We start from the raw sequence: 22,410 nt of genomic DNA, 5'->3' as shown, positions 1-22,410 counted from the left end.
CTCGGTCTTCATCGCGGCTATGCCGTCAATATTCCAACGACGCCGGAGGGCGTTTACACCGGCTCGGTCTATCCCGACGACCTTTCGCAGCAGCGGGTGGTCCATCTCGACCAATATTCGGGCAAGCCGCTGATCGACATGAGCTTCGCCGATTACGGGCCGTTCGGCAAATCGCTGGAATGGGGTATAAACGTCCATATGGGGCAGGAGTTCGGCCTTGCGAACCAGCTGGTCCTCGCCGCCGCCTGTATCGGGATCGTCGTGCTCGCCGTCTCCGCCGGCGTGATGTGGTGGAAGCGGCGGCCGAAGGGCTCGCTGGGCGTACCGCCTATGCCCTCGGATATCAGGGTGTTCCGGGGCCTGATCGCCATCCTCGCTGTGGGCGGGGTCCTTTTTCCGCTGGTCGGGCTTACACTGATCCTCATGCTGGTGGCCGATCAGATCGTTCTGCGCCTGTCGCGGCGGGGAACAGCATGATCATATAAAGGCGGGCGCCTAGCCGCGGCGGACGGTATATGCCGATTCTGGCTTGGCGGGAATGATGCACCGTCAAGCCACAGATCCTATCAGGGTGGTCGCCGTCATGGAGTGCAAGCATGGAAAGCAATATAGAGCGGCTTGCAAAATAGCACGACCGGTCGTATTGATCGATGCCATGAAAGGCACTCAAACTAAAGACCGTTTATTACGCGCTGGGCTCGACCAGCTGAGCGTGAATGGCCTGTCCGGGATAACCCTCGGTCAGCTCGCCAGCGCGACCGGACTATCCAAAAGCGGGCTGTTCGCCCATTTCCGATCAAAGGAGCAGCTTCAGATCGAGCTCCTGAACGAAATGGCTGAAACGGCCAACCGCGTCGTCGTCGGACCGGCTATGCAGGCGGCAGAGGGGCTTCCGCGACTTGCGGCTCTGGTGGACCATTGGTTCGGATGGGCAGGCCGCGCGGGTTTGAGCGGCGGGTGCCCGGTGGCAGCGGCGCTGTTCGAACTTGATGACGTCGAGGGAGAGGTTCGGTCCCACGCCGCCAAGCTTGAGGCGCATTGGCGGGAGCTGCTCGCCGGGCTGGTGCTTGAAGCACGGTCGCTCGGCCATCTATCCGCCGAGACGGACGTCGATCAGTTCGTCTGGGAACTCTGCGGAATCTATTTGAGCCACCACGTTTCGAGCCGCTTCCATCGGGATACCGATGCGGACAGACGCGCCAAAACTGCATTCAGCGCCCTTGTCAAACGATATCAGCCTTCATCACCCTTTCCACCAGGACCAACAGCGGAAGCCTAGCCCATGTCGTCAGCCTTTTTTCGCGGGATCGATCCCGCCGCAACGCGTCTCACTGGCGATCGATATTAAAATGAAAGGCCGCAGCCATGGTTGAACCCACAATTCGCGCTGAGTTGGCAAATGAACTTGAACGCAAACAGCTGAAGCGTCTGGAAGTGCTGTCGATCGCCGAAGCGACCACTCTTGTCCTGCTGGTGTGCGTGGCCGTGCCGTTGAAGCATCTCTTCGGCTGGCCCATGGGGTCGCGCGTTCTTGGGCCCGTACACGGCCTTGCCTTCCTCGCCTATAGCTGGACGGTATTGCAAACCGTGGCGGCCGGCGGCTGGGGTGGCCGCGACGCCGCACGGCTGTTCATTGTCGCGTTTCTGCCGTTCGGTGGCTATTTCAACATCCCGTGGCTCAGGAAAAAGGCAGCGGCGCTTCAACACGGCGAGGGAAAATAGGAGCCATGGCGTTCTATCCTTATCTGGTGGCCGCGCATGTGACAGCGGTGGTATTCCTTGTGGGCGGCCTTTTCGCACATGACCGGGTCATGAGTATGGCTGCGCGGCTTCCCCGCGAGCAGCAGGCCGGCATTCTCGCGGTCCTGCTCCGGCTCGATCGCCACGCGATAACGCCCGCATTGTTGCTGACCTGGGCGTTTGGCCTGTCCTTGGCCGTCTGGGCTCAATGGTTCTCGTCGCGATGGGTTATGGTCAAACTCGTTTTCGTTCTCGCCCTTTCCGCATTGCATGGCGTGCAGTCAGGGCGGTTGCGTCGCTCCATTCGAGATGGGAAAGCCGCCGCCAGCCTTCCCGGAGCGAGTATCGGCATCGTGCTCGCCATGTTGATCATTGCCGTGCTGGCGGTGGTGAAGCCTGGTCTCCATTGACACACCCGGGCCGGCCATTGGCGTAGCTACAGTACGCATCCAAGGCAGGCGCGCCTCGCGCCTGCCGCTGCGATGGGTTCAGGAAATCATGAGACGGAAAAGCCGATTACTCGCTCGGCTCTTTGAGGACCATCAATGCCAATATTGAAGAGGTGAACAGGCAGAGGCTAGGCCAGGAGGCGGCGCGAATAGAGGAGGGGCTATTCTCGCGCAAGGCGTATATAAAGATAGTCGCACCGGGTCCGTCTGAGCCGTGTTGCCGCATTTGCTTGGGAGGAGCGTTTGAAAATCCTGCTCGTGGAGGATGATGCCGAACTGGCGCAATGGCTGATCAAGGCGTTGCTACAGCGGTATCAGCTCATGATCGAATGGGCAGACGATGGCGCGATTGCCGTTGATCGGCTGCAGCGTGAGGAGTTCGACGCCGTTATTCTCGACCTTGGTCTCCCAGCCATGGACGGCAGGTCGGTGCTGGCGGCGATGCGGGCAAGAGGGGACACGACGCCGGCCCTGATCCTCACCGCGCGGGACACATTGGATGAGCGGATCGGCAGTCTGCATGAAGGAGCCGATGACTTTCTGGCAAAGCCTTTTGCAATCGAAGAACTCGAGGCGAGGCTAGTGGCGCTGGTCCGGCGTGCTCACGGCCGTAATACGGGTACCTTTGCCTGCGGCGAGCTGACATACTCCTCCATCGAGCAGCGCTTTGTCCTCAACGGCAAGCCGCTTGAACTCACTCCTCGCGAGCATTCCATGTTGCGCGTGCTTATTCAGCATGCCGGCGAGCCGATGTCGAAGCAGAAGATCATGGATCGCATGTTTTCTTACGACGCGGATATTCAGTTGGAAGCCATCGAGGTGATCGCGCACCGCTTGCGCAAGAAACTGTCGGGCTCGGTTCAAATCACGACGCTTCGGGGCCTGGGATATGTGCTCGAGGCGGGGCGCTCATGAGCTGGCGGAAGAGCGTCGGGCAGCCGGGTCGCCGTCTTGCTGTTACGCTCGGTTTCTGGATCGTGCCCGCCATCGTCGCTGCAATGGCCTCCACGCTCTGGTTCAGTGCAACATCGATCAGGGAAATGGCGGACAGCGCCTATGATCGCTCGCTGGCCGGGGCCGTCAGGGCTATCGATGCCAATATATCGACGGAGAGCGGAGGCGTCGGTGTTGAGCTTCCCTACAATCTTTTTGAATTCTTTCAACTCACGGCACAAGGACAGGTCTATTTCAGTGTCTCAACGAGCGACGGTCTCGTGCAAATCGGGGACGTGCTTCTGCCGGGAACGCCAGATCTTCCCCTCGGTCAACTTCGGTTTCAGGACGGAAACTATTTCGGAAAGGAAATCCGGCTCGGTGCTCTCAGACGTCCGCTCGATCCCGCGAAACCGGATGGCGTGCAGATAACCATTCAGGTCGCCGAGACGAAGGGTTCCCGGACAGCCTTTCAGAACGAGCTGATCCTGCGCGCTATCCTGCGCGATTTCCTCGTCGTGGCCACCCTGGCTGCCCTCCTCGCTGTCGGCGTCTTCATGGCCCTGAGGCCGCTTAACCAGCTGCGGGAGGCTATCGATGCGCGGGAGCCGGACGATCTCAAGCCCGTCGAAGTGGCGTCGCTGCCCGTTGAGGTGCAGCCTCTCGTTAGGGCGATGAACGGTCTGATGCAGCGGACCGTGGAACAGGCTGCGCAACAGCGCCGGTTTCTCGACGATGCATCCCATCAGTTGCGAACGCCGATGACCATCTTGCGAACCCAGATCGATTATGCGCTACACCAAGACGAGATCGGTGAGGTTCGCAACGCCCTTCGCGCTTCCCTGGATGTGCTGGAACGCTCGATCCGCACGACAAATCAGCTCCTCGCCCTTGCCAAGGCCCGGACATCCCAGGGCACGGAAATCTATCCGCAGGACTTGCTTCATCTGTCGGTTACGATCGCCGATACGATCCGGATGTTTTGGCCCCGCATTCGAAGCCGGAATATGGAATGCGTGTTCGAGCCTGCCGATCCCGATATCATGGTGCGCGCCAATGAAGGTCTTTTGCGGGAGGCGTTCACCAATATCGTCGATAATGCCGTCGCCTACGCTCCTGAGGCCGCGCTCATAGCGATAGCGATAATCCGCAAAGATGATACGGCCATTATAGAAGTGAAGGATGAGGGGCCCGGCATGTCGCCGGACGACATCGCGCATGCGGGCACACGGTTTCGTCGCGGCAATCGCAATAGCGGCGGAGGCAGCGGCCTTGGCCTCGCCATCGCATTGACCGTTGCCCGTGCCAATGGCGGCACCATGACAGTCAGAAACCGCGACGACGGCAGCGGCCTGATCGTCAGCCTCGTCCTCCCGATTGCCCGTTGAAAGCCGGTTGAAAGCTTGGGTGAGGTATAAACCAGCCTTCGCAGATTGGAGGTCTGCGATTATTGGGAGGATATCAATGACTATCGTTGCACGCGCCGTTTTTGCGGCCGCCATCACCATGGCTGCGCTTGGGGGGACGCACTCAATCGCATCTGCTGAACCGAAGAACCCGGAATGCGTCGCCCCGGCCCAGCCCGGCGGCGGCTTCGACATTACCTGCAAACTCGCGCAGGCCGCGCTCCAGCAATCGGGCGCGCTCAAATCACCGATCCGTATTTCCTACACGCCGGGGGGCATCGGCGCGGTCGCCTATAACGCTATCGTAGGACAGCGCAGAGCGGAACCGGGCACAATCGTCGCCTTCTCGGCGGGATCGCTTCTCAATCTGGCCCAGGGCAAGTTCGGCGCCTATACCGAGAAGGATGTTCGCTGGGTCGCCACAATCGGCACCGACTATGGCGCCGTGATCGTACAGCGGGACAGCGATTATAAATCGCTGGGCGAGTTGATGGCGGCGATCAAGAAAGACCCGGCTTCCGTTATTATCGGCGCCGGAGGAACGATCGGCAGTCAGGACTGGATGAAAGCGGCAATGGCGGCTCGCGCGGCTGGCATCGACTACAAGGCAATGCGCTTTGTTGCGTTTGAAGGCGGCGGCGACTGCGCGACGGCGCTGCAGGGCGGGCATGTCCATGTCTGCATGGGCGATGTCGGCGACAGTCAGGCTACAATCGATGGCGGCGCTCCATTGAAAATCCTGGCGATCTTCTCCGAGCAGCGGCTTCCGGGCAAGCTTGCGGAAACTCCGACCGCCGTCGAGCAGGGCTTCGACATCAAATGGCCGATCGTTCGCGGTTTCTATGTCGGGCCGGAAGTCAGCGATGCCGACTACCAATGGTGGGCGGACGCTTTCGCAAAGACCATGAGCGCTCCTGAATATGCAGCGGCCTTGCAGCAGAGAAACCTCTTTCCCTGCCCATGACCGGTGCAGAGACCGCAGCCTTCGTGGAAAAGCAGGTGGCGGCCTACAAGACGCTCGCCGCCGATTTCGGCCTGGCCACGAAGTAAGGCGCCCCGCGATGAATACCGACCGCTTCCTGGGCGCGGCCGCGATTGCGGTCGCGGCGATGATGATCGCTTTCGGTTATGGGCTCAAGGCACCCTTCGCCTATGAACCTGTCGGCCCGCGCGTTTTCCCGCTGCTGGCAGCGGCGATGATCGCCGTCTGTGGGATGATCCTCATTGTGAAGCCCGGCGCGACGGTGGCATCGCAAGAGCCGATGCCGGGTAGGGCCATTGCCACTCTGTCCGGCTCGCTTCTCGCCTATGCCTTGCTGTTCCAGCCATTGGGCTTCGTCATTGCCACGACCATTTTCATGGTTCCGATAGCGATGATCTTCGGGGCAAGGTGGTGGCAGGGCGCAATCACCGGGGCGGTGCTCGCCGTCTCCTCCTATCTTCTTTTCGACCGGGTGCTGGAAGTGGTCCTTCCCGCCGGTCTGCTGGCAGGCATAATCTGATGGATACGCTCGGCTATCTTGCCCATGGCTTCGGTGTCGCCCTCGCGCCGACCAATCTGCTTCTGGCATTTCTCGGCGCGATCGTCGGCACGATGGTCGGCGTGCTTCCGGGCCTTGGCCCGATCAATGCGGTGGCCATGCTCGTTCCGGTCGTCTTCGCGCTCGGGCTTCCGCCGGAAGGCTCGCTGATTTTGATGGCCGCGATCTATATCGGTTCCGAATATGGCGGACGGATCAGTGCAATCCTGCTCAATGTGCCCGGCGAGGCCTCGGCGGTGATGACGGCTTTGGAAGGCTATCCGCTCGCCCGGCAGGGGAAAGCCGGCATCGCGCTTTCTCTTTCCGCCTGGACGTCCTTCGTCGGTTCGGCGCTCGCAACGATCGGCATCGTACTGGCCGCTCCGGTCTTGGCGCGCTGGGCCCTGGCGTTCGGCCCCGTCGAATATGTCGCGCTGATGGTGTTCGCCTTCGCCTGCCTCACAGGTCTCCTGACCGAGCAGCCCGTCAAGGCACTGCTTGCGATCATGCTGGGCCTTGCCATCTCAACCATCGGCATCGACGCGAATTCAGGCGTCTATCGATATACGTTCGGATCGCCCAATCTCGTCGACGGCGTGCAATTCGCGACCGTCGTGATCGGCCTTTTTGCCATCAGTGAATTGCTGATCATGCTGGACAGCCTGCATGGCGGCGCGTCGGCACGCATCGAACAATTGGGGCGATCCCTCTTCAACCGCGCCGAAATGCGGTTTACCAACATGGCGACGCTACGCGGCTCGCTCATCGGTTTTTTCGTCGGCATTCTCCCCGGCGCGGGCGGGACCGTTGCGTCGGCGCTAGCTTATACAACTGAAAAGCGGGTAACGGAGAAGAACGACCCTGCCGGCAGCCGGTTCGGGCAAGGCGATTTGCGAGGCCTGGCCTCCGTGGAGGCCGCCAACAACAGCGCCTCGAATAGCAATTTCATCCCGATGCTGACTTTGGGAATTCCCAGCTCCGGAACCACGGCGATCATGCTGGGTGTTCTGACCTTGTACAATCTGACGCCGGGGCCCGCATTGTTCCGTTCGCAGCCGGATCTTGTGTGGGGGCTGATTGCCTCCTTGTTCATCGGCAACGTCATTCTTCTTGCGGTTAACATTCCGCTCGTAGGCCTCTTTGCCCGAATGCTGTCGGTTCCGGCGTGGGTGCTCGTGCCGTTCATCGTGGTCGTCAGCGCGATCGGCGTCTATTCCGGAAAGTCGACCACTTTCGATCTGGTTCTGATGGTTGCGCTGGGGATCGCGGCTTATTTCCTGCGCCGCGCCGGCATGCCGATGGCGCCGATGATCCTTGGTCTCGTCCTCGGCAAGATTCTGGAACAAAGCCTCCGGCGCGCATTATCTCTATCGGCAGGCGATGTCGCGATCCTATGGTCAAGCCCGATTTCCATCGCGCTTTGGATCATGGCCGCAGCTGTGTTGTTGATACCGTTGCTTCTGCCAAGACTGAGAAAATGGCGCAATAGTGCCATCCTCGAAACGGAATGAGAGTGCCATGTCCTATTTGCTGCCAACTCCGGAAGAAACCACCCCGGCCGGTCATCGCCTGCGTACATTGCTCGCGCAGCCTGAAATCGTAAAAATGCCCGGCGCGCATAATGGCATGGCCGCCCTTCAGGCCAAGGCCGCGGGGTTCGAAGCACTCTATTTGTCCGGTGCCGCCATGAGCGCATCAATGGGGCTCCCCGACCTTGGCATCCTCACGCTCGAAGATGTGCTGTTTTTCACGCGCCAGATCGTGCGGGCCTCAGGACTGCCTTTGCTCGTCGATGGCGATACCGGTTTCGGCGAAACCCTCAACGTCATGAACACGGTGCGCCGGCTCGAGGAAGCCGGTGCAGCGGCAATCCAGATCGAGGATCAAATCCTGCCGAAAAAATGCGGGCATCTGAACGACAAGAAACTCGCCTCACCGGACGACATGGCGGCCAAAGTCGCCGCGGCGCATCGGGCTAGACGCTCGCTTTTCATTGTCGCTAGAACCGATGCCGCAGCCGACGAAGGACTTGCAAAGGCTATCGACCGGGCACGGCTTTATGTTCGGGCAGGGGCGGACGCCATCTTTCCCGAGGCGCTGACGACGAGGGAGATGTTCGCCGAATTCGCCGCCGCGATGAAGGATGTTCCGTTGCTCGCCAACATGACGGAGTTTGGCAGATCGCCTGCGCTGACCGCGGACGAACTGCAGGGTCTGGGTTACCGCATGGTGATTTGGCCGGTTTCGTCGCTGCGCGTAGCAAACAAGGCGCAGCAAGGGCTCTATGAAGAACTGGCCCGCGCCGGGACGACGAGAGGCATGCTCGACCAGATGCAGACGCGAGCGGAACTGTACGATCTCATTGATCTCAAAGGGTATGAAGCCCTCGATGCCACGATCACCGCAAGCCGCCTTCCCATGACAATATAAAACGAAGATCCGTCCGCCAGGCGATTTAAGGGAATGTTTCGCAACGACGATGCCCAAGATCTGACGTCCGACGAATAGAGATCGCTCAGCCGCAAGAGATCAGGGTCTCGGCCAATTGAATGCCGGAAAACGCGTACCGGGTCCCTGCAAGTGCCGTTCAAATTGGATCGACCCTCACCCCTTGGATCACCCTAAGGGGCGATAGGACGCGCTGTCGCCGCGCGTAAAGTGGGCATTGTCGATGTTAACAGCACGACCGGCCCGATGCGTCCGTTTCGAAGCCGGCGGCACATATTCGCGTTCATTCAAGGAGCGATCATGAACGGTAGGAATACGATAAAGCGCGCGCTTGCGCGAGCGTGCGTGGCAGCCATTTGTTCCGTGGCGCTTGCTTCCGGCATCGCGGTAGCCAATGCGCAGGAAACGATCAAGATTGCGGTGGGAGCGCCTTTGACAGGCCAACTCGCCAAGCAAGGCCAGGAGGTCGCAAACGCGGCGCAGCTTGCCGTCGATGAGTGGAATGCAAAGGGCGGTGTGCTCGGCAAGAAAATCGAGTTGGTCAAGGCCGACGATGGCGGCAATCCGCAAGTGGGCGTCGCCGCGGGTGAGAAGGTAGCGGCCGACAAGGATGTGGTTGGCGCCGTCTGGGGCATCACCAGCAGCACCTGCCTGCCTGTTTCGGAAATCCTGGACCGTGCCGGCATGGCTATGATCACGCCGGGCTGCAGCAATCCGAAGGTGACGGACCGCGGTCTCAAGACGGTGAACCGTCTTTGCGCCCGCGACGATTTCCAGGCGCCGGCAGGCATGATCTTCGCGGTCCGCGATCTCAAGGCGAAGAAGATCGCCATCATCGACGATGGCACGACCGGTCCGCGCGGCCAAGGCGACGAGGCGGAGAAACAGGCGAAAACCATGGGCGCGAAGGTGCGCCGTTTCGTCATCCGTTCCGGCGACAAGGACTTCCGCGCCATCCTCGGTACGATTCCGAAGGACACCGACATTATCTATGCAAGCCTCTGGGCGCCGGATGCGGCTCTCATCGCCAAGCAATTGCCGGATGTCGGCCTGGACGTCCGCATGGTCGGGCCTGACGGCCTGTTCGAACCGGTCGATTATGTCCAGGCAGCCGGCGGCGCGGCCGAAGGCAACTACGTCACCTTCTTCGTGCCGGACATGAAGAAAATCCCCGCCGCCGCCGCCTTCGTCAAAACCTTCGAGGCTAAGCACGGCCCTATCAGTTCCTACGGTCCGCTCGCCTATGAGGCCGCGAATATTCTCATCTCCGCCATCGACCGTGCCGGCAGCGCCGACCGGGCGGCAGTGGCCCGCGCGGTGCGGGAGACCAAGGGCTATACGGGCATTCTCGGCATGCCGGTCTCCTTCGACAAGAAAGGCGATGTCGCCACGCAGTCGCTCTCGGTCTATCAGGTCAAGGGCGCCGGCTTCGAGCTCGTGAAAAATATCGCGAAATAAGGCCGTATCGATGTCCCTTCTCGAAGTGACCGGCCTGCGCAAGCGTTTCGGTGGGATCGAGGCCGTCCGCGGCCTCGACCTCTCGATCGGGGAGGGGCAGATAACCGGCATCATCGGGCCGAACGGCTCGGGCAAGACGACGCTGTTCAACCTGATCACCGGGCTGCTGCCTGCCACTGAGGGACGGATTTCCACGGCCGGGCACCGCAACATTCTTGGACTGAAGCCGCATGCGATCACGCGGCTGGGCATCGCCCGGACTTTCCAGAATCTGCGCCTTTTCAACGGAATGAGCGTTCTCGACAATGTCCTGGTGGGATGCTCCTGCCGCTCGAAGATGAGCCTTGCGGGCGTGGCGTTCAATCTTCCTTCCACGCGAGGGGAGAAAAGACAATTGGCGGAAGAGGCGGAGGCTCTCCTTGCCATCTTCGGCGACAGGCTTCTTGCCTCTCTTAGCCGCCCCGCTTCCTCCCTTTCTTACGCAAACCGCCGACGCCTCGAAATCGCAAGGGCGCTGGCGACCCGTCCCCGGCTGCTTCTGCTCGATGAGCCCGCCGCCGGAATGAATCCAACCGAATCCCGGGAACTCATGTCGGAAATCCTGCATATTCGCGACCGGGGCGTCACCATCGCGCTGATCGAACATGACCTGACCGTCGTGCGGGGAATTTGCAACCGCGTCATTGCTCTCGACCACGGAGAGAAGGTCGCAGAAGGTGATTTCGCCTCGGTGCAATGCCACCCGCGGGTGATTGGAGCCTATTTGGGGCGAGGGGCCGTTCATGCTTGAGCTCACGCAGCTGACCGCCGGCTATGGCGCGGTCACGGTTCTCCATGGCATCGATCTCCATGTGCGGTGCGGGGAGATCGTCTGTCTTCTCGGCGGCAACGCTTCCGGCAAGACCACGACGATGAAGGCGATAACCGGACTGGTAAAGCCTCTATCGGGACAGATCGTATTTGAAAATGAGCGCATCGACCGGATGCCGACTGCGTCCGTGGTTCACCGGGGCATTGCTCTCGTACCCGAAGGGCGCGGGATTTTCAGCCGCATGACCGTCAGGGAGAACCTGCTTCTGGGTGCCGATGGCGGGCATTCGCGGCACGCGGTTGATGAAGATCTCGACCGCATCCATGCGATATTTCCGCGCCTTTTGGAACGCGCGGGGCAATATGCCGGCACCCTCTCGGGTGGTGAGCAGCAAATGCTCGCCATGGCGCGAGGTTTGATGATGCGGCCGCGTCTTCTGCTCCTCGACGAACCGTCGATGGGGCTTTCGCCGGCTTATGTCGATCAGGTCTTCGATGTGATCCTCGATATTCATCGCCAGGGCACCACCATTTTGCTCGTCGAGCAGAACGCTTCCATGGCCCTTTCCATCGCCAGCCGCGGCTATGTCCTTCAAGGAGGGCGTATCGTCGCCGCCGACAGCGCTGCCGCTCTGCTGGCAGCCGACGACGTGCGCCGCGCCTATCTGGGGGATGACTGAGCCATGGCGGACATCCTTTCCATCCTTCCGCAGCAGCTCGTCTTCGGCCTGGCGCTGGGCGCGGTCTATGGCCTCATCGCACTCGGATATTCGATGGTCTATGGCGTATTGTCGATGATCAACTTCGCCCATGGCGAGGTGTTCATGATCGGCGCCTATATTGGCCTGGCTGTGCTTTCGGCGCTCCTCGGCGCCGGTATGGGAGGCCTCGGCCCGCTTCTTTTGCTGCCGATGCTGCTTCTGCCCGCGATGCTCCTTACCGGCGGGCTCGGCGTCGCCATAGAGCGGATCGCCTACCGGCCGCTTTACGCGCGGGGCGCTTCGCGGCTCGCGCCCCTCATCAGCGCCGTGGGTGTCTCCATCGTCCTTCAGAATGCGGTCATGCTTGTCGAGGGCGCGCGGATGAAGGTCTACCCTACGCATTTGCTCTTTCCCGGCTCGTGGCGGTTCAGTTTCCTTGGCGTCAATATTTCGGTGCTGACACTCGTCATCCTGGGGACTGCCATCATGCTTATGGGCGCCCTCATCGTGCTCGTGCAGCGCACCGGTCTCGGGCGCGCCATCCGCGCCGTGGCGGAAGACCGCGAGACGGCCAGCCTCATGGGCATTCAAGTCGGGCGGACGGTGAGCCTCACCTTCTTCCTTGGCTCGGCGCTCGGCGGAGCGGCCGGTGTGCTGATCGGCCTCTATTATACGCAGATCGACTTCATGATGGGCTATTCCGCCGGGCTGAAAGCCTTCACGGCAGCCGTACTCGGCGGCATCGGCAATATCAGGGGGGCCATGCTCGGCGGCCTTGTGCTCGGTGTCATCGAGAGCCTCGCCTCCACCTTCATCAATCCGGCGTTCAAGGATGTCATCACCTTCGGCGTGCTCATCCTGACCCTTATGCTGAAACCGGAAGGGCTGTTCGGCGCACGGCTCCCGGACAGGGACAAGATATGAGAACATTCATCATCCGGCACATGCCGCTGTTCCTCCTCGCGGGGGCGGTGCTCGCGCCGCTTCTCGCTCCCAACGACTATGTCCTGGGCGTGCTCGCGCGTATCTGCCTTTACGCCTTGCTCGCGCTCGGCCTCAATATCGTCGTGGGCTTTGCCGGCCTGCTCGATCTGGGCTTCGTCGCCTTCTTCGGGATCGGTTCCTATGTCTACGCCTTTCTTTCATCGCCGCATTTCGGCCTGCATCTGCCTTTTGCCCTGGTTATGGCGGCGGTGGTTGCGGCGAGCGCCGTCTCGGGCATGCTCATCGGAGCACCGACATTGCGCCTGCGCGGCGATTACCTCGCCGTCGTCACCCTCGGTTTCGGCGAGATAACCTATATCTGCCTCGTCAATCTCGACCGGCCGGTCAATATCACGGGCGGCCCCAACGGCCTGATTTCGATCGATCCGCCATCCATTCTCGGCTTCGCCATCGACCGGAACATCGAATATTATTACCTGTTCCTCCTCGCGCTCGGCGCGGTCGTGCTGTTGTCGCTGCGCCTCAGGGATTCCCGCATCGGCTGGCAGTGGCGGGCGATCCGTGAGGATGAGATTGCCGCCGAAGCGATGGGCGTCGATACGACGCGCGCGAAGCTCACCGCCTTCGCCATCGGCGCGGCTATAGCAGGGTTCGCCGGCGGGCTGCTGGCCTCCTGGCAGCGCTCCGTCTTTCCCGACAATTTCCTCTTCCAGGAATCGATCAATGTGCTCGCCATGGTGATCCTCGGCGGGGTCGGCAATGTCTTCGGCGTCATCCTGGGAGCCGCGGTGATCGTCGCGCTGCCGGAAATCTTTCGCGAGTTTGCGCTTTATCGTCTCCTCGCCTTCGGCGTCATCCTCGTTCTCGTCATCACGCTGCGCCCGCAAGGGCTCTTGTCTGGAGATGCGGATCGCGTAAAAGCTTCCGCCCGCCGGAGGGCTACGGCAGGGGACGCACCGGTCAAGCCCACCTCACCATGAGCATTTCGGAACGGCGAGAATTGCCCTACCACCATCATTCCCGGAGGATATCTTGCTTTGGATTTTCATCGTTGCGGCAATTCTCTTCAGGCTTGCGACGCTCGCCATCTCGGTGCGCAACGAGCGGCGGCTGAAGGCTGAGGGCGCCACGGAATTCGGTCATACGAACAGCGTCGTGCTCGCGCTCGCCCATACGGCCTTCTATCTCGCTGCGGCCGCGGAGGCTGCGTTCAGAGGAATGCCGCCCTTCGATGCGGTCACATGGATCGGGCTCGTGCTTTATTTCTTCGGCGCGGCGATGCTGGTTGCGGTCATTCGCATTCTCGGCCGTCTCTGGACGGTCAAGCTGCTCATCGCCTCCAATCACGTCCTTGTCGAGCACCCGCTGTTCCGCCGGTTTCGTCACCCGAACTATTTCCTCAACATCCTGCCGGAACTCATCGGCTTCGGCCTGGCGCTTCATTCCTGGTACACTTTGGCCATCGGCCTGCCGCTTTATGTCATCCCGCTCGCCATCCGCATAAGGCAGGAGGAAAAGGTCATGCGCTCCCGGTTCAAGGGCTATTGACGGCTCTGGGCGCGAGCCCGCTGCTCGGGACAAACGGCATGAATGGCGGCCATATGATTGTCCGATCCAAGCTGGTGGTTCCGTCGCTGCCGCCCGGGCAGGTGGGGAGAGACCGGCTGTTCGACCGGATCGAGCCGCCGAAGCCGGTCACGCTTTTTTGTGCGCCCGCGGGTTTCGGCAAGACCTCTGCGGCGGTGGCCTGGCTCGCCCGGCGGGACATGCCTCTTGCCTGGCTGTCCCTCGACCGGCGCGACAATGATGCGGCGCGGTTTCTCATTCATCTGGCGGCTGCCGTCCAGACCGCTATTCCCGGCTGCGGAAAGACGATCAGCGAGGCGGCGGACATTCTGCGCGACCGGGATGTCCCGGTGCTTGCCGAACGGTTCGTCAACGAGCTCTACGAGCTCGCGCAGCCTTTCGCGCTCGTCCTCGACGATTACCACGTCATTGCGGAGCAGAAAGTGCATGATGCGATGGCGGTTCTGCTCGAGCGCCTGCCGCCTGCGATGCATCTGGTGATTCTCAGCCGTCAGGAGCCGGTATTGCCTCTGGCGCGCTGCCGGATGCGCGGCCAGTTCGCCGAGTTGCGCGAAGGCGATCTGCGCTTCACCAGGGGAGAAACGGAGCAATTTCTCAACGGAACCATGCAACTCGGCCTGTCGAGCGCCCAGATCGACCGCGTCGATGAGCGCAGCGAAGGATGGGTGGGCGGCTTGCAGCTGGCGGCTCTTTCGCTGTCCGGCCGGGCGGACCGGGACGCGTTTCTTCGCTCCTTCGCCGGCAATGACCGCTATATCATGGATTATCTGGCGGCGGAGGTGCTGGCGGCTCAATCGCCGGAAACTAGGCGCTTTTTGTTGCGGACCTCGATTCTTGACCGCATGAATGCCGATATTTGCGGTGCGGTGACCGGCCTCGACAATTGCGGCTCGATCCTGGAACGACTCGAACGCGATCATGTCTTCGTCGTGGCGCTCGACCAGAAGCGCGAATGGTACCGCTATCACCATCTCTTTGCCGATCTGCTGCGACATCAGCTGGCCTTGTCGCGTGAAGAGCGCGCAAGCGATTGCCATCGCGCCGCGAGCATCTGGCATGAAGCACAGGGGGCGATTGCCGAGGCGGTCGACCATGCGCTTGCCGCCGGCGATACCGAGCGGGTCGCGGATCTTGCCGCGAGCCACGCCTGGGACCTCATCCTGGGCGGGCATAGCAAGCAGCTCTTGTCCTGGCTGATGCAGGTGCCGGAACGCATTCTTCTCGACTGCCCGAAGCGTCTTTCGGCAGCGCTATGGTGCGAATATATCCGTCTCGGTCAATTCCGCCAGGTGTGGCGGGAGCGGATAGAGGTAATGGCAAAGGCCGGCGCGACGCCGGAAGACGAGGCCATCCTTGCCGAGCTTGCCATGCTTGACGTCTTCGAGATGGCGCGGGACAGCCGCCGTTTCCGCGAAGCCATCGCGCTCGCTTCCCGCATCGAAAACGATCCCGTCGCGGGAAACCGTCCCTGTGTGAAAGTATGTGCGCCTGCCGTGCTGGCCGGCTGCTCCCATGCCTGCGGGGATGTCGGTGCGGCGGGGCGAGCCTACGAAACGGCGGTTCGGGCAGCCCTCGACTATCGATCTGTGTCGATGTTCTTCATATCCTCGCTTGGTCATGCCCGCTTGCGTGCAGCGGTGGCAGGTCCGCGCGAGGGGCTGCGCCGCATCGAAGCCGCCCGGGCATCGGCAGCCCATATGGGGTGGGATGGCCTGCCTTTCATGTCCTGGCTCGCTTACGGCGCTGGAGAAATGCTCTATGAGCAGAACGATCTGAAAGCTGCGGCACAAGCCTTCGAGGAGGCCATCGCTTTGGCAAGATATGAGCCGTCGACGGTGCGCCACATCGCCCGCATCGGTCTTGCCAGGCTGCGGCTGGCGGAGGGACGCGCAGGCGAGGTGGACGATTTGACCCAGGAGGTAGGCCGGGTTGCCTATGTCCGTCCGCTGATGCCGGTTCTTCCCGATCTGGATGTGGAGACAGCGCGCCTGGCGCTGATAAAAGGCATGACCGGGGAGGCGGAAGCGTTCATCCGGCAACGCGGCCTGCACCAGCAGGCCATGCGGACCGATGCCACCGACGCGGAAGTCCTGCTGGCAAGCGAATGGCTCATCCGGCGCCATCGCCATGGGGAGGCGATCGAAATTCTGACTGAAAGACTCGCCCATGCCGAGACAGCCGGGCGGCTTGACACGGCAATTCGCACGCGGCTTGTTCTCGCACTTGCGCGATTCCTCAATGGCGAGTGGCGGCAGGCTTTGGAACAGATTGACGTGGTGCTTACCCGGGCGATGTCTTTGGGTTACCGCAGAATATTCCTCGATGGGCCGCCTAGTCTCACCTCCCTGATCGAACGTCTGCTGGAGGAAATGGACGATCCGCGGACCCGTCGTTTCGTTGAGACTCTCCTTGCCGAGCGGGAAGGGGGCAAGGATGACCCGCCTTTGCCGGAACCGTTGTCACCGGGCGAGCGCCGTGTCCTGCAACTCGTCACGGCTGGCCTGTCGAACAAGGAAATCGGGAAGCGTCTCTTCATTTCGCAAAACACCGTGAAAACGCATCTGCGGCATATCTTCGCCAAGACGGGTGCCAGGAACCGTGCCGAAGCGATCCGTTATGCGCATGCCAACGATCTGGCGGTGACAGCCGATCACCCTTTGGATCATCCTAACGGGCGATAGGGCGACTTCACCGGCGCGCTTAGGTTGCGGTTAGTCGAAACAAAAGGGGAGATCACCATGAATATGTTCGAAATGTCGGCGACGAAGCGCGGCGAACAGGCGGAAATGGCAGCCTGGGAGAGCGTATGGGATGCCGCTCCGGCAGCTGTGCGGCAGAAGCTCGGGCTGTCGAAGGAGCGCGTGGGCAATGTCCTCGTGCTTCGCGCCGCCAATTGTCCGGTCGCTTTCTTCAACCGCATTCTCGGGCTCGGCCTGGATGAGCCTGCCGACCGGTCCTGGCTGGAGGAGCAACTCGAAACATATGCTGCGGCTGGCGTGCCCTACGGCGTCGGCCTTTGCCGCGAGGCGCGCCCTGCTGAAATCTCCGGCTGGCTGGAAGCGGGCGGCTTGCGGAAAAAGGCCTCGCTCGCAAAGATGATGCGATCCACCGACCAACTGCCCAGCGAAGACTTGAGAACCGTCATTCGCGAAGTAGGCATCGAGGAGGCCAATCTGTTCGCGAAGACAGCGGCCGCCGGTTTCGGTGTCCCCGACAGTCTCGCGGAATTGTTCGAAGCGCTGCCCGGCCGGGAAGGCTGGCGCTTTTATCTATCGTTCGATGCCGGCGAAGCCGTTGGCACCGGAGCGCTTTTCGTTCGCGGCGATGTCGCCTGGATCGGTTTCGGCTCCACCATCCCGTCGCATCGGCATAGGCATCTCCACGGCGCGATGATGGCGCACCGCATGCATGTGGCCGCGGATCTCGGATGCCGCTGGCTCATCACCGAGACCGATCTTCCGCATGATGGCGAGCCGGCGCCGTCCTTCCACAACATGCAGCGGCTCGGCTTCGAACTTGCCTATGAACGGGCTAATTTCGTGGCCGACCAGACGTGAGCTCGTAACATGTCCTACTTCATCTTGCGCGCCCGAAGACCGCTGCTATCGAAGCCTCTGTCACCAAAGGCCCCCCGAGGAGAAATTCCGATTTCGTGTTTCAGTGGAGCTTGAACTCGCCTTCCACGCGTCGCCACTCGTTCGGCCCGATCAGACGCTGGTGACAGTATCGGACGGAGTGCAGCGGCCCGTCGAGCCTGCTCTGCCAGAAGTGCAGGAATTTGTGCATCTCGGGAAAGTCCGGTGCAAGGTCATAGTCTTGCCAAACATAGGTCTGCAGGACTGATTCGAAATCGGGAATGCGATAGAGGATATGCGCTGTGGTGAGACCATACCCATTGAGCTGACGCTCCAGATCCGATGAAAATTGCATATTACATCTCCGCTTCGTGACATTTCCAGATGACCCAAAAATACCGCAGCCATCTTTAAATTTTCAACGTGGAGCGCCGGTTTATTGTTCCTTTTCAGGATGGTAGCAGCCGCGAGACCTGAGTGCTAATTTTTTTATCCAGCCCTCTTGCAATCCAAAAATCGCAAAACCAGATCATTTTGCGCAAAATGCTCGATCGAGGTTTTGCACCCGCTCCGGATTGGTCATCCGGTCCGGCGAGGGGAACAATATTATCATTGTTTGTCCATGGAGGAAAACATGTCGTTCCGACCGCTTCACGATCGCATTCTCGTCCGCCGGGTCGAATCCGAGGAAAAGACCAAAGGCGGCATCATCATTCCCGATACCGCGAAGGAAAAGCCGCAGGAAGGCGAGGTCATCGCCGTCGGCCCCGGCGCGCGCAATGAAGCCGGGCAGATCCAGGCCCTCGACGTCCAGGTAGGCGATCGCATCCTGTTCGGCAAATGGTCCGGCACGGAAATCAAGATCAATGGCGAAGACCTGCTGATCATGAAGGAAAGCGATGTCATGGGCATCATCGAAGCCCAGGCAGAGCAGAAAAAAGCCGCCTGAACCCATCCAAACCACGATCATCAGTCAGAAACTGCCTATTGAGGAGTTGAAGAAAATGGCTGCGAAAGAAGTCAAATTCAGCGCCGATGCCCGTGAACGCATGCTGCGAGGGGTCGATGTGCTGGCCAATGCCGTAAAGGTCACGCTCGGGCCCAAGGGCCGCAATGTTGTGATCAACAAATCCTTCGGCGCTCCGCGTATTACCAAGGACGGCGTCTCGGTCGCCAAGGAAATCGAACTGGAAGACAAGTTCGAGAATATGGGCGCTCAGATGGTCCGCGAGGTTGCCTCCAAGACCAACGACCTCGCCGGCGACGGCACCACCACCGCGACCGTGCTCGCGCAGGCGATCGTGAAGGAAGGCGCCAAGGCGGTCGCGTCAGGCATGAACCCGATGGACCTGAAGCGCGGTATCGATCTCGCCGTCGATGCGGTCGTCAAGGAACTCAAGTCAAACGCCCGCAAGATCACCAGCAATGCGGAAATCGCCCAGGTCGGCACCATTTCCGCCAATGGCGATGCCGAAATTGGGCGCTACCTTGCCGAAGCGATGGAGAAGGTCGGCAACGAAGGCGTCATCACGGTTGAAGAGGCCAAGACCGCCGAAACCGAGCTGGAAGTCGTCGAAGGCATGCAGTTCGACCGAGGTTACCTCTCGCCCTATTTCGTCACCAATCAGGATAAGATGCGGGTCGAACTTGAGGATCCCTATATCCTCATCCATGAGAAGAAGCTCTCCAACCTGCAATCGATGCTGCCGGTTCTTGAGGCCGTTGTGCAGTCGGGCAAGCCGCTCCTGATCATCGCAGAGGACGTAGAAGGGGAAGCTCTTGCAACCCTCGTCGTCAACAAGCTGCGCGGCGGCCTCAAGATCGCCGCTGTCAAGGCTCCGGGCTTCGGCGACCGCCGCAAAGCTATGCTTGAAGACATCGCCATACTGACCGGCGGCACCGTGATCTCGGAAGACCTCGGCATCAAGCTCGAGAATGTCACGCTTGACATGCTTGGCCGTGCCAAGAAGGTGGCCATCGAAAAGGAAAACACGACCATTATCGATGGGGCCGGTTCCAAGGCCGATATCGACGGCCGTACGGCACAGATCCGCGCCCAGATCGAAGAAACGACTTCCGACTATGATCGCGAGAAGCTGCAGGAGCGTCTTGCCAAGCTCGCCGGCGGCGTTGCCGTGATCCGCGTTGGCGGCTCCACGGAAGTCGAAGTCAAGGAAAAGAAGGACCGCGTCGACGATGCGCTGCACGCCACCCGTGCCGCCGTCGAGGAAGGCATATTGCCCGGCGGCGGCGTTGCGCTGCTGCGGGCCGTGAAGGCGCTCGATGGCCTGACACCGGCCAATGACGACCAGCGCGTCGGCATAGAGATTGTGCGCCGCGCAATTGAAGCGCCGGTGCGCCAGATTGCCGAAAATGCCGGTGCCGAAGGCTCTGTCATCGTCGGGAAACTGCGCGAGCAGCCGGACTTCTCCTTCGGCTGGAACGCGCAGACCGGTGAGTTCGGCGACCTTTTCGCCCAAGGCGTTATCGATCCTGCCAAAGTCGTGCGCACGGCGCTCCAGGATGCCGCTTCCGTCGCCGGTCTGCTGGTGACGACTGAGGCCATGATAGCTGAGAAGCCGAAGAAGGAAGCTGCTCCGGCGATGGCCGACGGCGCCGGCATGGATTACTAAGACGATCCCGGAAGAAGGCCCGTCCCGTCCTTCGAGGGGCGGGCCTTGCCGAAGTTCAATAGTTTCATCGGGGAGGATCAGGATAGCAATCCCCGAAGAGGCATGGACAGCGATCAGCGCGGACAGTTCCTCCGCCGACTTCATCAGCGAAGAAGAGACCCCAAGACATTCTCTGCCATCTATTATTTCGCCTCCCAGACTTCGCGCCAGCCGGAAAATTCCGAGGGGCGGATTCGATAGCGGGCAAAATTGCCTTCGTGCAGTCCCGTCAGTTCGGCTTCAGCAATCTCGACGAAGCGCTCGCGGTCAGCAGAGTTAATCCTTTCTGTCGCCCAATCGGCGATGTGGGCGGTAGCTTTCTGACGTCCGGTACGCCCACGAATGAGGGCAGCGATAAGTTCACGCAGTTCCTCTCGATAGCGAAGCCGGAACGGGTCGGGTTCGCCCAGCGATTGGCGCACGGCGGCGTAACGCGCGGCTGATCGCTCATAGGCCCATAGGAACAGGTCTTTGAGAAGGTCAATCCGGTTCAACTCGTAAACCCCAAGCACTGCCTCGGTATAGATCTGCCGCGGTACATCAGCGAAAGAGAGCGGTGAAAGATTGTTTTTGATGAACGGGATGTTTGCAGCAAGGCGGGACACGCGCTTGTTCACGTCATCGAAGGGCTGAAGATAGGGCAGTTGAACCAAGACGAAGAATGCTTGTTCGAAAGGGTCGATGATCGCATCGGCCGTGGCCAAAACCTCATCAAATGATTCCTCAATGAGCTGGGGCACTTCCAGAGGATGGAAAACGGACCGCTCGATCCCCACCGCAATGTATCGCAGCCTGCCGGGGGCCGACGGATCGGGAAGGAGGTTATTGGCCAGAAGCCCGTGCAGATTGAGGATTGTGTAACGATTGAAGCCGATGTCATGTGCCGCACTGACCAGAAATTCGATCGCGTCCTTGTGATTCAGGATCATCTGCGCATCGAGATGCGCGCGGCCCTTCGCTTCTTCACCAAATTCAATAAGGCGCCTGGTGTCGAGGAGTGAATAGGTGTTGCCTTCAAGGCGGCTAGAGTTCCAGGCGAGATCGATAAGAAGTCTATTGAGAATATGCTTGGCGTAGGTTCCCGCCGGCTGCTCAGCGATCTGCGGCCGCCCGACCGAGGCCAGATGAGCACGTTCGGTCTCGGTCAGATAAAAGCTGACGTTCGGACGGTAATGCTCAAGAAAGTTGCGGTCGTAACCGACCGGCCTACGAGCCTCAAGGGGCTGCCGGATATAATCGCGTACCGATTTGGCCGCATCGGACAGCACGAGGGCGAATGCCTCGGCTTCGTCAGACAGTGGGGGGATGTCGGGCAGGCGGTATTTTGCCCATCGGCCTTGGCCCTCCATAATGAGGCGATTATCGGTTACCAGCCGCTTGAGACGATATTGTAGCGTTCGTTGAGGGACCGTCGCTGGTAGCACGCGAAGAATCTCAGATGCCGAAATAGCGCCTTTATGCCTGGCGACGATTTCCTCGATCGCAGCCAAGGTGCTGTCTGGGATTTGGTTTGCCACGTCTGATCGCCTTTTTGCGTGTAGGGTAAGCGCAAAATACAATAACTATGCGCAAGAATCAAAGGTATGCGCAATGATTATTGCGCATATGGCGGTAAGCCATCTGCGCTAAGCTACGCTGCCGCGCGAAAAAGTCCGTTACGGTTTCCGATAGCCAGCAATTCGAGCAAGCGACATGACTTCGGCGCGGTCCGCAAGTTAAGATTAAATCCTGCCCCCGCAACCAGTTACTACTCCATACTATCCCACAATAGCCGAAAACTGCGATCCTGTGCGCTACAGCACTACGGTCATCGGCGCTAAATCCCCGACATGAAACACAAACTCCAAGATCAACAGTTGCAAAGCGGACGCGAGTACTTGTGACCTGAGACCCAACTCCCCTCCATTTTTCGGGAGAGTCTTGGGTTTTTAATCTGGCCTCATGCGGCCTGTTTTTCCATAGCCATCTTCATTGCGAACTCTCCGGRTGTGATGTTGCCCAGCGACGAGTGGGGTCYGTTCCTGTTGTAATCCTCCTTCCATGCGGTGATGGCGGCGCGRGCCTGGGTGAGTGACGAGAACAGGGTCTCGTTGAGGCACTCGTCGCGGAAGCTGCCGTTGAAGCTTTCGACGAAGCCGTTTTGCATCGGCTTGCCGGGGGCGATGT

23 protein-coding genes are annotated in these 22,410 nt (G+C 60.5%); 20 read left to right on the top strand and 3 right to left on the bottom strand.

The annotated features are described in order from the left end of the window. The 18 genes from ACOWVG_RS18935 to ACOWVG_RS18850 all read left to right on the top strand — a co-directional run. On the top strand, positions 1–477 hold a 477-nt coding region (locus ACOWVG_RS18935; RefSeq protein WP_420963934.1), incomplete at its 5' end, for a PepSY domain-containing protein. Positions 478–643: 166 nt separating this feature from the next. Continuing rightward, a complete protein-coding gene (locus tag ACOWVG_RS18930) occupies positions 644–1,279 on the top strand; it encodes a TetR/AcrR family transcriptional regulator (protein ID WP_420963933.1) in 636 nt (211 codons plus the stop codon). Between the two features lie 86 nt (positions 1,280–1,365). Next, positions 1,366–1,722, top strand: coding sequence for a DUF3817 domain-containing protein (locus ACOWVG_RS18925; RefSeq protein WP_420963932.1), 357 nt, complete (start codon positions 1,366–1,368; stop codon positions 1,720–1,722). 5 nt (positions 1,723–1,727) lie between these two features. After that, positions 1,728–2,150, top strand: a complete 423-nt coding sequence (locus ACOWVG_RS18920) for a CopD family protein (RefSeq protein ID WP_420963931.1) — start codon at positions 1,728–1,730, stop codon at positions 2,148–2,150. A gap of 282 nt (positions 2,151–2,432) precedes the next feature. Then, entirely contained in the window at positions 2,433–3,104 is a 672-nt protein-coding gene (locus tag ACOWVG_RS18915; RefSeq protein WP_420963930.1) for a response regulator, read from the top strand. Then, positions 3,101–4,510: a sensor histidine kinase gene (locus ACOWVG_RS18910; RefSeq protein WP_420963929.1), complete on the top strand. Its 1,410-nt coding sequence runs from the start codon at positions 3,101–3,103 to the stop codon at positions 4,508–4,510. The genes ACOWVG_RS18915 and ACOWVG_RS18910 overlap by 4 nt, the downstream gene beginning before the upstream one ends. Before the next feature lie 76 nt (positions 4,511–4,586). Beyond that, complete coding sequence (locus tag ACOWVG_RS18905; protein WP_420963927.1) at positions 4,587–5,492, top strand: Bug family tripartite tricarboxylate transporter substrate binding protein; 906 nt, start codon at positions 4,587–4,589, stop codon at positions 5,490–5,492. Positions 5,493–5,589: 97 nt separating this feature from the next. After that, a complete protein-coding gene (locus ACOWVG_RS18900; protein ID WP_420963925.1) occupies positions 5,590–6,030 on the top strand; it encodes a tripartite tricarboxylate transporter TctB family protein in 441 nt (146 codons plus the stop codon). After that, a complete protein-coding gene (locus ACOWVG_RS18895) occupies positions 6,030–7,559 on the top strand; it encodes a tripartite tricarboxylate transporter permease (RefSeq protein WP_420963924.1) in 1,530 nt (509 codons plus the stop codon). Before ACOWVG_RS18900 ends, ACOWVG_RS18895 begins: the two co-directional genes overlap by 1 nt. 7 nt (positions 7,560–7,566) lie before the next feature. After that, entirely contained in the window at positions 7,567–8,478 is a 912-nt protein-coding gene (prpB, locus tag ACOWVG_RS18890; protein WP_420963923.1) for a methylisocitrate lyase, read from the top strand. Positions 8,479–8,796: 318 nt separating this feature from the next. Further along, entirely contained in the window at positions 8,797–9,954 is a 1,158-nt protein-coding gene (locus tag ACOWVG_RS18885; RefSeq protein ID WP_420963922.1) for a branched-chain amino acid ABC transporter substrate-binding protein, read from the top strand. A gap of 10 nt (positions 9,955–9,964) precedes the next feature. Then, complete coding sequence (locus ACOWVG_RS18880) at positions 9,965–10,744, top strand: ABC transporter ATP-binding protein (RefSeq protein WP_420963921.1); 780 nt, start codon at positions 9,965–9,967, stop codon at positions 10,742–10,744. After that, positions 10,737–11,444: an ABC transporter ATP-binding protein gene (locus ACOWVG_RS18875; RefSeq protein WP_420963919.1), complete on the top strand. Its 708-nt coding sequence runs from the start codon at positions 10,737–10,739 to the stop codon at positions 11,442–11,444. The genes ACOWVG_RS18880 and ACOWVG_RS18875 overlap by 8 nt, the downstream gene beginning before the upstream one ends. Before the next feature lie 3 nt (positions 11,445–11,447). After that, positions 11,448–12,389 carry a branched-chain amino acid ABC transporter permease gene (locus tag ACOWVG_RS18870; RefSeq protein ID WP_420963918.1) on the top strand — a complete coding sequence of 314 codons (942 nt, stop codon included), beginning with the start codon at positions 11,448–11,450 and terminating at the stop codon, positions 12,387–12,389. Further along, entirely contained in the window at positions 12,386–13,390 is a 1,005-nt protein-coding gene (locus tag ACOWVG_RS18865; RefSeq protein WP_420963916.1) for a branched-chain amino acid ABC transporter permease, read from the top strand. The genes ACOWVG_RS18870 and ACOWVG_RS18865 overlap by 4 nt, the downstream gene beginning before the upstream one ends. A gap of 52 nt (positions 13,391–13,442) precedes the next feature. Then, a complete protein-coding gene (locus ACOWVG_RS18860) occupies positions 13,443–13,958 on the top strand; it encodes an isoprenylcysteine carboxylmethyltransferase family protein (protein WP_420963915.1) in 516 nt (171 codons plus the stop codon). Continuing rightward, on the top strand, positions 13,955–16,678 hold the full coding sequence (locus ACOWVG_RS18855; protein WP_420963914.1) for a LuxR C-terminal-related transcriptional regulator: 2,724 nt from the start codon (positions 13,955–13,957) through the stop codon (positions 16,676–16,678). Before ACOWVG_RS18860 ends, ACOWVG_RS18855 begins: the two co-directional genes overlap by 4 nt. Before the next feature lie 57 nt (positions 16,679–16,735). Continuing rightward, positions 16,736–17,554 (top strand): hypothetical protein, encoded by an 819-nt coding sequence (locus tag ACOWVG_RS18850; protein ID WP_420963913.1) that lies wholly within the window; start codon positions 16,736–16,738, stop codon positions 17,552–17,554. 100 nt (positions 17,555–17,654) lie between these two features. Here the strand turns inward: ACOWVG_RS18850 and ACOWVG_RS18845 are convergent, their stop codons facing one another. Continuing rightward, positions 17,655–17,927 carry an usg protein gene (locus ACOWVG_RS18845; RefSeq protein WP_420963912.1) on the bottom strand — a complete coding sequence of 91 codons (273 nt, stop codon included), beginning with the start codon at positions 17,925–17,927 and terminating at the stop codon, positions 17,655–17,657. A gap of 279 nt (positions 17,928–18,206) precedes the next feature. Between ACOWVG_RS18845 and groES the strand changes: the two genes are divergently transcribed. Continuing rightward, entirely contained in the window at positions 18,207–18,521 is a 315-nt protein-coding gene (groES, locus tag ACOWVG_RS18840; RefSeq protein ID WP_420963911.1) for a co-chaperone GroES, read from the top strand. A 55-nt stretch (positions 18,522–18,576) separates the two neighbouring features. Then, positions 18,577–20,205, top strand: coding sequence for a chaperonin GroEL (gene groL, locus ACOWVG_RS18835; RefSeq protein WP_420963910.1), 1,629 nt, complete (start codon positions 18,577–18,579; stop codon positions 20,203–20,205). Positions 20,206–20,387: 182 nt separating this feature from the next. Here groL and ACOWVG_RS18830 read toward each other — a convergent pair whose 3' ends face one another. Continuing rightward, entirely contained in the window at positions 20,388–21,761 is a 1,374-nt protein-coding gene (locus ACOWVG_RS18830) for a Fic family protein (RefSeq protein ID WP_420963909.1), read from the bottom strand. Between the two features lie 422 nt (positions 21,762–22,183). Further along, positions 22,184–22,410: integrase core domain-containing protein (locus ACOWVG_RS18825; RefSeq protein ID WP_420963908.1), on the bottom strand; the 227-nt coding region annotated here is incomplete at its 5' end.

Origin of the sequence: Brucella sp. IR073 (genome assembly GCF_049065735.1) — a bacterium.
In the GTDB taxonomy this organism is placed as follows: domain Bacteria; phylum Pseudomonadota; class Alphaproteobacteria; order Rhizobiales; family Rhizobiaceae; genus Paramesorhizobium.
The sequence above is the reverse complement of the archived record's forward strand: the minus strand, read 5'-3'. Positions and strand labels throughout refer to the sequence as shown.

Bases quoted from the DNA above. Each gene is read 5' to 3' on its own strand.
- ACOWVG_RS18880 (WP_420963921.1), top strand. From the start codon at position 9,965: ATGTCCCTTCTCGAAGTGACCGGCCTGCGCAAGCGTTTCGGTGGGATC.
- ACOWVG_RS18905 (WP_420963927.1), top strand. From the start codon at position 4,587: ATGACTATCGTTGCACGCGCCGTTTTTGCGGCCGCCATCACCATGGCT.
- ACOWVG_RS18925 (WP_420963932.1), top strand. From the start codon at position 1,366: ATGGTTGAACCCACAATTCGCGCTGAGTTGGCAAATGAACTTGAACGC.
- ACOWVG_RS18900 (WP_420963925.1), top strand. From the start codon at position 5,590: ATGAATACCGACCGCTTCCTGGGCGCGGCCGCGATTGCGGTCGCGGCG.
- groES (WP_420963911.1), top strand. From the start codon at position 18,207: ATGTCGTTCCGACCGCTTCACGATCGCATTCTCGTCCGCCGGGTCGAA.
- ACOWVG_RS18920 (WP_420963931.1), top strand. From the start codon at position 1,728: ATGGCGTTCTATCCTTATCTGGTGGCCGCGCATGTGACAGCGGTGGTA.
- ACOWVG_RS18850 (WP_420963913.1), top strand. From the start codon at position 16,736: ATGAATATGTTCGAAATGTCGGCGACGAAGCGCGGCGAACAGGCGGAA.
- ACOWVG_RS18865 (WP_420963916.1), top strand. From the start codon at position 12,386: ATGAGAACATTCATCATCCGGCACATGCCGCTGTTCCTCCTCGCGGGG.
- groL (WP_420963910.1), top strand. From the start codon at position 18,577: ATGGCTGCGAAAGAAGTCAAATTCAGCGCCGATGCCCGTGAACGCATG.
- ACOWVG_RS18910 (WP_420963929.1), top strand. From the start codon at position 3,101: ATGAGCTGGCGGAAGAGCGTCGGGCAGCCGGGTCGCCGTCTTGCTGTT.
- ACOWVG_RS18895 (WP_420963924.1), top strand. From the start codon at position 6,030: ATGGATACGCTCGGCTATCTTGCCCATGGCTTCGGTGTCGCCCTCGCG.
- prpB (WP_420963923.1), top strand. From the start codon at position 7,567: ATGTCCTATTTGCTGCCAACTCCGGAAGAAACCACCCCGGCCGGTCAT.
- ACOWVG_RS18870 (WP_420963918.1), top strand. From the start codon at position 11,448: ATGGCGGACATCCTTTCCATCCTTCCGCAGCAGCTCGTCTTCGGCCTG.
- ACOWVG_RS18845 (WP_420963912.1), bottom strand. From the start codon at position 17,927: ATGCAATTTTCATCGGATCTGGAGCGTCAGCTCAATGGGTATGGTCTC.
- ACOWVG_RS18885 (WP_420963922.1), top strand. From the start codon at position 8,797: ATGAACGGTAGGAATACGATAAAGCGCGCGCTTGCGCGAGCGTGCGTG.
- ACOWVG_RS18875 (WP_420963919.1), top strand. From the start codon at position 10,737: ATGCTTGAGCTCACGCAGCTGACCGCCGGCTATGGCGCGGTCACGGTT.